This window comes from Curtobacterium flaccumfaciens (assembly GCF_051548005.1).
Lineage (GTDB): Bacteria > Actinomycetota > Actinomycetes > Actinomycetales > Microbacteriaceae > Curtobacterium.
Map to the genome: position 1 here is coordinate 1 of NZ_JBPUGH010000163.1, position 7,296 is coordinate 7,296.

Below are 7,296 nucleotides of genomic sequence, written 5' to 3' on the forward strand. Positions count from 1 at the left end.
CGTCCGCGGCACGTCGTCGACGAAGGTGTGCTCCGCGACGAGCACCTCCGGGGCGTCCGACGCGCCGTCCCGCGCCCACGCCCGCACCGTGTTCTCGACGTGGACCGTGTCGGCCGTCGCGCTGAGCTCCGAGGTGGTCTCGAGCCGCGCGGCCCAGTCGTCCGTGGTGAGACCGATCGCCCACCGCGACGACGCCCGAGCGGTCGTGGGGTCGCCCGTGCGGATCCGGTAGGTCTCGCGGGCGCCCTCCGTGAAGACGAGGCCGTCGGGGTAGACGCGTCCGCCGCCGTACCCGGGGTCGACGTCGAGCGTCCACTCCCCCGTCTCGACGTCGTGCGTGACGGTCCGCTGGGGCATCGGCTCGGACGGCTCGACCCGCTCGATGGCCAGCGGTTTCGACCGCTCCGGCTCCTCGAACGCCACCCCGTCGCCGTCGGCACGGGTCCAGACGGGGAGCCGCACGGTGGACGCGGACGGGTCGACCACGACCGTCGGGCTCACCCCGTGGGGCCACACCCACGGCCAGTACGCGGTCGACACCGCGATGCGGACCCGGTGCGCGGCTGCGAAGCGGTGCCCGGTCGACACGAGGCGGACCGGCAGCACCGCCTGCACCCCCGGTTCGAGCGGGTCGTGCCGGTCCATGCCGTCGCGTGCGGAGGCGTTCAGCACACCGCGGGTGACGAGCGTCGAGGACCCGTCGGGCGCGACGTCGCACAGGCGCACGGTGACGGTGGCGCGCGGCTGGTCGCTCGTGACGGCGAGGTCCACGAGGACGTTGCCGAGCAGGTCGAACGGTTCGTCCACCAGCAGGTCGAAGCAGACCGACCGGCCGTCCTCGGCGCGCTGGTCCGGAGGAAGGTCGGTGGCGTTGCCGAACGGGAAGAACCTGCCGGCATCGACCCCGGTGTGCTCGGGCGACCGCACGACGACGCTGCCGTCCGCACCACCGCGGAGCGCCGACAGCGGTCGTTCGAGGACCGAGGTCGCCGCGGACGGCCACGCCTCGGCACCCACCCAGCGTCCACGCCGCTGCTCGTAGTACGTCGCGGGCGGTTCGCCCTCGTTGATCCACGCCCGGAGCGCCGGGTCCTGCTCGACGCCGGTGTCGACCCCGCGGAGCCAGCGGTCCCACCAGCGGAGCGTCTCCTGCAGGAACCCGATCGACGGCCCCGGCGCGAGGCCGCGGTCCGGGTACTGGTGCGACCAGGGCCCGACGATGCCCTTGACGGGCGCGTCCACGTGCTCGACGAGCCGGAGCACGGCGTCCTGGTACGGGTCCGCCCAGCCGCCCACGGCGAGGACCGCGGCACCGATGTTCCCGTAGTCCTCCGCGGCGCTGCCGTGCCGCCAGTAGTCGTCGCGCTCCTGGTGCGCCAGCCACGTCGGCGTCATCGGTCGGTTCGCGTCGAGTCGCTCGCGCCACCGGTCGACCCAGCCGTCGCCGACGACCTCGGGCCGCGGCGGCCGCGAGTTGAACGCGAACATCGTCGCGCCCCACGCCGCCATGTCGATCCCGAGGAGCGCCCCGCCGACGTAGTGCACGTCGTTGTCGTACCGGTCGTCGGTCGAACAGACGGTCACGATCGCCTTGAGGGCCTCGGGGGCGCGGGCCGCGAGCTGCAGGGCGTTGAACCCGCCCCACGAGATGCCGAACATGCCGACCGCGCCGGTCGACCACGGTTGTGCGGCGAGCCATGCGATCACGGCCTCGCCGTCGCGCAGCTCCTGTTCGCTGTACTCGTCGTCGAAGAACCCGTCGGACGACCCCGTCCCGCGGATGTCGACCCGCACCGAGGCGTACCCGTGCGCCGCGTACCAGGGGTGCCGCTCCGAGTCGCGCGGCGCGGTCCAGTCGTCGAGTCGGTACGGCAGGTACTCGAGCAGCACCGGGACGGGCTGCACCGGCGACCCGGACGACGGCGCCCCGGACGACGACGGCCCGGACGGCGCCGCGGACGCCGGTGCCCACACCCGCGCGTGCAGCCGCACCCCGTCGGGCATCGGGATCCACTCGTCGCGCACGACGACGCCGTCCGGCAGCCCGTCGGGCGTCCCGATCGCGGTCAACTGCACTCCACTCGTGCGCCGACTCATGCGCCGACCCCCTTCCCGACGACCACGTCGTGATCGCTCCAGTTGCGGACGAGGTGGCCGTCACCGTGGTCGGTCCACCCCTCCGCGTGTCGCCAGTGCTGCACGCCGTCGTCGACGTCCGGCAGCTCGGTGCTGCCCGGTTCGAGCGTCGCGGCGAGCAACGTCGACGTGTACGGGTGGTTGGGCCCGCCGAAGACCGCTCCGGTCGGCCCGATCTCGACGATCCGACCGCCGGTCATCACCGCGACCCGGTCCGCCACACCCCGCACGACGGCGAGGTCGTGGCTGATGAACAGGCAGCTCAGCCCCCGCTCGCGCTGCAGGTCGGCGAGCAGCGCGAGGATGCCGGCCTGTACCTGCACGTCGAGCGCCGTCGTGATCTCGTCCGCGATCACGAGTCGGGGCTCGGCGGCGAGGGCGCGGGCGATCCCCACACGCTGCCGCTGTCCGCCGGACAGCTGCGCGGGCAGCCGGTCCGCGAACTCCGGACCGAGGCCCACCTGGGTCAACAGCTCGCCGACCCGCTCACGCGACGACGACCCCGTGAAGAGCCGCAGCGGACGGCCGATCGCCGCGCCCACCGTGCGACGGGGGTTGAGCGACGTGTCCGCGTTCTGGAACACCAGCTGCACCGCGCGCCGGAGCTCGGCCGAGCGCGCCGCGACCGGGACCCCGAGGTCCCCGGACACCGTGCCGTCGTCGAACCCGAACGTCCCCGACTCGGCCGGCACCAACCCCGCGAGGGCGGTCGCGAGCGTCGACTTGCCGCTCCCCGACTCCCCCACGACCGCGAGCGTCTCGCGCGGACCGACGGTGAACGAGACCCCGTCGACGGCGGCCGGCAGGCCGCGTCCGTACCGGATCACCAGGTCGTGGGCCGTCACCACCGGACGCGCGCCGACGGGAGGCCCGGTGTGCGTCGCGTCGTCGGTGACCGTCCCGGGGACGGTCGCCTCCAGGGCGGGGCGATCCGCGCCTCCCGGCCGTCGCCCGTCCGGCACCGCGGCCAACAGTGCCCGCGTGTACTCGTGCTGCGGCGACGCGAACAGCGCGGCCGTGGCGGCGTGCTCGACGACCTCGCCGGCGCGCATGACCGCGATCTCGTCGGCCATGGCCGACACCACGCCGAGGTCGTGGCTGACGAGGAGGACGGCCATGCCGAGCTCGCGCCCGAGGTCTGCGACGAGGTCGAGGACCGCCGCCTGCGTGACGACGTCCAGCGCCGTCGTCGGTTCGTCGAGCACGAGGACACGCGGACGCGCGGCCACCGCCATCGCGATCGCGACGCGCTGCTGCTGGCCGCCCGACAGCTGGTGCGGGAAGCGTCGGACGATCGTCTCCGGCGACGGCAGCCGCACCAGGCGCGCGAGTTCGACGACCCGCTCCGGTCCGTCGGGCTCCCCGTGCGCCCGGAGGGCCTCGCGGATCTGCTCGCCGATCCGCATCGACGGCGTCAGCGCCTGCCCGGCGTTCTGCGCGACGACGCTCGCGGTCCCGCCGCGGAGCGCGCGACGTCCGGCGGGCGAGAGTCCGAAGACGTCCTCGCCGCCGACCCGGACGCTGCCGCGTTCGACCACGGAACCGGCGCGGAGGTGGGCGAGCAGGGTCCGGGCGACCGTCGACTTCCCGCTGCCCGACTCCCCGACGAGCCCGAGGGTGCGGCCGGCCGTGATCGCGAACGAGACGCCGCGCACGACCGGGACCGTGCGCGTACCGGCGGCGTAGGAGATCGCGAGGTCGCGGACCTCGACGACCGGAGCACCGCCGGCGGTGGGTGCGCCGGTCGTGCTGGTGGCGGTGGCGGTCATGCGCTGGCTCCCTGCGTGGCACGGTCGACGCCGAGGGACTTCGCGAGTCCGTCCGCGGCGAGGTTGAGGCCGACCACGAGGGTCGCGAGGGCGACGATCGGCGCGAGGGTGGCGAGCGGCACGACCGTGAGCGCCGTCCGGTTCTCCTGCACCATGAGCCCCCAGTCCGGCGTCGGCGGGTTCGCGCCGAACCCGAGGAACGACAGCGACGCGACGAGCAGCACGATCCAGGACGCTCGCATGGCGTACTCGACGAGCACGACGTCGAGCACGTTCGGCAGGATCTCCCGGAACACGATCGACAGCGGGCGCTCGCCTCGAGCACGGGCTGCGGTGACGTAGTCCTGCGTGATGACGGTGCGTGCGGCACCGCGGACCACGCGGGTGACCGCGGGGGCGTAGACGATCGTCACGGCGAGCACGATGACCCAGAGGCCGGCGTCGAAGACGGTCACGACCACGAGGAGCGCCAGGATCGACGGCACGCTGAGGAGCGCGTCGACGATCCGCATGACGACCTCGTCGAACCAGTTGTCGGCGTACGCGGTGATGCACCCGAGGACCGTCCCGACCGCGACCGCGATGGTCGTCGCGAGGAAGGTCACGAGCAGCGCGTAGCGGCCGCCGTTCAGCGTGCGGGACAGCACGTCGCGGCCGTACTGGTCGGTGCCGAGCCAGTGGGTCCACGTCGGGCCGGACAGGACGTCGCCGGCGTTCGTCACGACCGGGCTGTGGCCGGCGATCACGGGCGCGAGCACCGCGAGCACGAGGTGGAGCGCGATGAGTCCGAGCCCCACGGAGAGGGCCGTGGAGCCGCGGAGCGGGGCGAGCGCACGGCGGATCGTGCCGGGACGCAGGCGGTCGGTCGGGTGGGGGGCCACGGCGGTCATGCGGCTGCCTTCCGGGATCGGCTCGTCGCGCTCGTGCGTCGGACGCGGGTGCGGCGCTGCCGGGTGCGCAACTTCGGGTCGAGGACGAGCGCGACGAGGTCGGCGGCGAGGTTGCACACCACGTACACGACCGCGCTGAGGAGCGCGATCGCCTCGATGGTCGGCAGGTCCCGGTCGTACACGGACTCGAGCATGAGCTTGCCCATGCCGGGGTAGTTGAAGACGTTCTCCACGACGACCACGCCGCCGAGCAGCCACGCCACGTTGAGCGCGATCACCGTGAGGGTGGGCAGCAGGGCACTCGGCACGGCGTGCTTCCACACCACCCGCCGCATCGAGAGGCCCTTCAGCTCGGCCGTCGTGACGAACTCCGATGCCATCACGTCGATCGTCGAGGACCGTGCCGTCCGGACGATGTACGCGGCCATCGCGAGCGTGAGCACGATGATCGGCAGCCAGATGGTCGGCAGGAGCTCCCCGACGGTGGCGTCGCTGCCCCGCAGGACCACCGCGGGGAACAGCGGCAGGCCGATCGCGAAGAGGAGCACGAGGACGGTGGCGACCATGAACTCGGGCACGCTCATCACGACCAGGCTCACGATCGAGACGACGCGGTCGGTGGCGCGCCCGCGGCGCACCCCGGCGAGGACCCCGAGGAACAGCGACAGCGTGACGCCGACGAGCATCGCGGGGACCGCGATGAGCATGCTGTTCCGGAAGGCGGTGAAGAGCGTCGGCGCGACGGGTTCGCCACTGACGAGCGACGTCCCGAAGTCGCCGTGCACCGCGCCGCCGAGCCACTCGAGGTACCGCAGCCACACGTTCTGGTCGAGGCCGAGTGACGCTCGGAGTTGCTTCACGGCCTCGGGTGTGGCGTTCTGCCCGAGGAGCTGCTGCGCGACGTCGCCGGGCAGCGCCTGCACGGCGAGGAACACGAACAGCGACGCGAGGACCACCGTGAGCACGGCGATCCCGATTCGGCGGAGGACGGGGACGAGGACGTCCGACGGTCTCGTGGTGGTGCTCATCGGCGCAGTCCGATCCGGAGCCAGTCGAACTCGAAGCCGTACTCCGAGTAGTTGACGACGTCGCGGGACAGCCCGACCAGGCGGTCCCCGAACATCGGGGTCATGTCGGCGCCGTCCTCGACGACGAGGCGCTGCGCGTCCTGGTAGAGCGTCAGGCGCTTCGCGTCGTCCATCTCGGCGCGGGCGTCGTCGAGCAGGGTGTCGAACCGCTCGTTCGACCACGCGCTCTCGTTGTAGGACGACCCCGACCGGAAGATCTGGTTGAGGAGCTGGTCGATCGGCCGGCCGGTGAACCAGTAGCTCACCATGAGCGGCTTCTGCATCCAGATCTGCGTGTAGTACGAGTCGGAGCTGGCGTTCTTCACCGTCAGCCGGATGCCCGCGTCCGCGACGGCGTCACGGTAGGCCACGGCCATCGGGGTGAAGACCGACTCGTAGCTCGACGTGTAGATCGACGTGCGCAGGTCTGACCGCCCGGCGGCCTTGAGGAGCGCCTTCGCCTTCTCCGGGTCGTGCTCGCGGTGGTCGTCCACGAACGCGGCCAGTTGCGGCGGCACGGGGTTGTCCCACCCGGGCGAGCCGGTACCCTGCAGCGCGGTCTGCACGATCGAGCGGGGGTCGTACGCGAGCTTCATGGCCTGACGGACACGGGGGTCGCGGAACTCCTCGCTCGTCGCGAGCATCGGGATCGTGTACCACTGCGCGTTCTTCGACCGGGCGATCGTCGCCCGGTCGGACGCTGCGACGACCCGGGCCGTGGCGAAGTCGAGGTTCGTCTGCGAGATGAGGTCGATCTGCCCGGCGAGCAGGGCGTTCACGCGCGCGGTGGTGTCCTGGATCGAGAAGAAGTCGATGCCGTCGAGCGCCGGGCGACCGGCGAAGTGGTCGTCGAACGCCTCGACGCTCCCGGCACCGGCCGGGGTGAAGGACGACAACCGGAACGGCCCCGTGCCGATGCCCGTGCGCCCGATGTCGGCGACGGCGTCCGCGGGCACGATGTAGCACTGGTACGCCGTCAGGAGCGACGGGAACTCGGCGTTCGGCTTCGTCAGCGCGAACCGCAGCGTGTACGGGTCGACCGCGGTCATCGACCGGGCGTTCATCACCTCGCCGAGGACACCGGCCTGCGGGCTTCCGGTCTTCTCGTCGAGGATGTGCTCGATGCTCGCGATCGCGTCGGCCGCCGTGAAGCGCGAGCCGTCGTGGAACCGCACACCGCGACGCAGGCGGAAGGTCCACTCGGTGCCGTCGGCGTTCGCGGACCACTCCTCGGCGAGGTCGGGGATCGTCCGCCCCTGGTCGTCGAGCTTCACGAGCCGGTTGTAGAGCGCGCCGAGGTACTCGTACGCGGAGAGCGAGCTCGCGGAGTCGAGGGTCTCGGCCGCCGAGGCTGCGGGCCGGGCGACGCGGAGTCGGCCGCCGCGGCGCGCTGCCCCGGTGGCCGCGGCCTCCGGCAGGGCGTCGGTGCCGGCC

At 72.8% G+C, this 7,296-nt stretch carries 5 protein-coding genes; all 5 read right to left on the reverse strand.

The window, feature by feature from the left end; genetic code table 11:
- On the reverse strand, positions 1-2,097 hold a 2,097-nt coding region (locus tag ACSW7Y_RS14990), incomplete at its 3' end, for a CocE/NonD family hydrolase (RefSeq protein WP_438127041.1).
- Positions 2,094-3,905, reverse strand: a complete 1,812-nt coding sequence (locus tag ACSW7Y_RS14995; protein ID WP_438127042.1) for a dipeptide ABC transporter ATP-binding protein — start codon at positions 3,903-3,905, stop codon at positions 2,094-2,096. The genes ACSW7Y_RS14990 and ACSW7Y_RS14995, both read right to left, overlap by 4 nt.
- Complete coding sequence (locus ACSW7Y_RS15000) at positions 3,902-4,795, reverse strand: ABC transporter permease (protein ID WP_438127043.1); 894 nt, start codon at positions 4,793-4,795, stop codon at positions 3,902-3,904. The genes ACSW7Y_RS14995 and ACSW7Y_RS15000 overlap by 4 nt, the downstream gene beginning before the upstream one ends.
- A complete protein-coding gene (locus ACSW7Y_RS15005; RefSeq protein ID WP_438127044.1) occupies positions 4,792-5,823 on the reverse strand; it encodes an ABC transporter permease in 1,032 nt (343 codons plus the stop codon). The genes ACSW7Y_RS15000 and ACSW7Y_RS15005 overlap by 4 nt, the downstream gene beginning before the upstream one ends.
- The coding region (locus ACSW7Y_RS15010) for an ABC transporter substrate-binding protein (RefSeq protein ID WP_438127045.1) at positions 5,820-7,296 on the reverse strand (1,477 nt) is incomplete at its 5' end. The genes ACSW7Y_RS15005 and ACSW7Y_RS15010, both read right to left, overlap by 4 nt.

Bases quoted from the DNA above. Each gene is read 5' to 3' on its own strand.
- ACSW7Y_RS14995 (WP_438127042.1), bottom strand. From the start codon at position 3,905: ATGACCGCCACCGCCACCAGCACGACCGGCGCACCCACCGCCGGCGGT.
- ACSW7Y_RS15000 (WP_438127043.1), bottom strand. From the start codon at position 4,795: ATGACCGCCGTGGCCCCCCACCCGACCGACCGCCTGCGTCCCGGCACG.
- ACSW7Y_RS15005 (WP_438127044.1), bottom strand. From the start codon at position 5,823: ATGAGCACCACCACGAGACCGTCGGACGTCCTCGTCCCCGTCCTCCGC.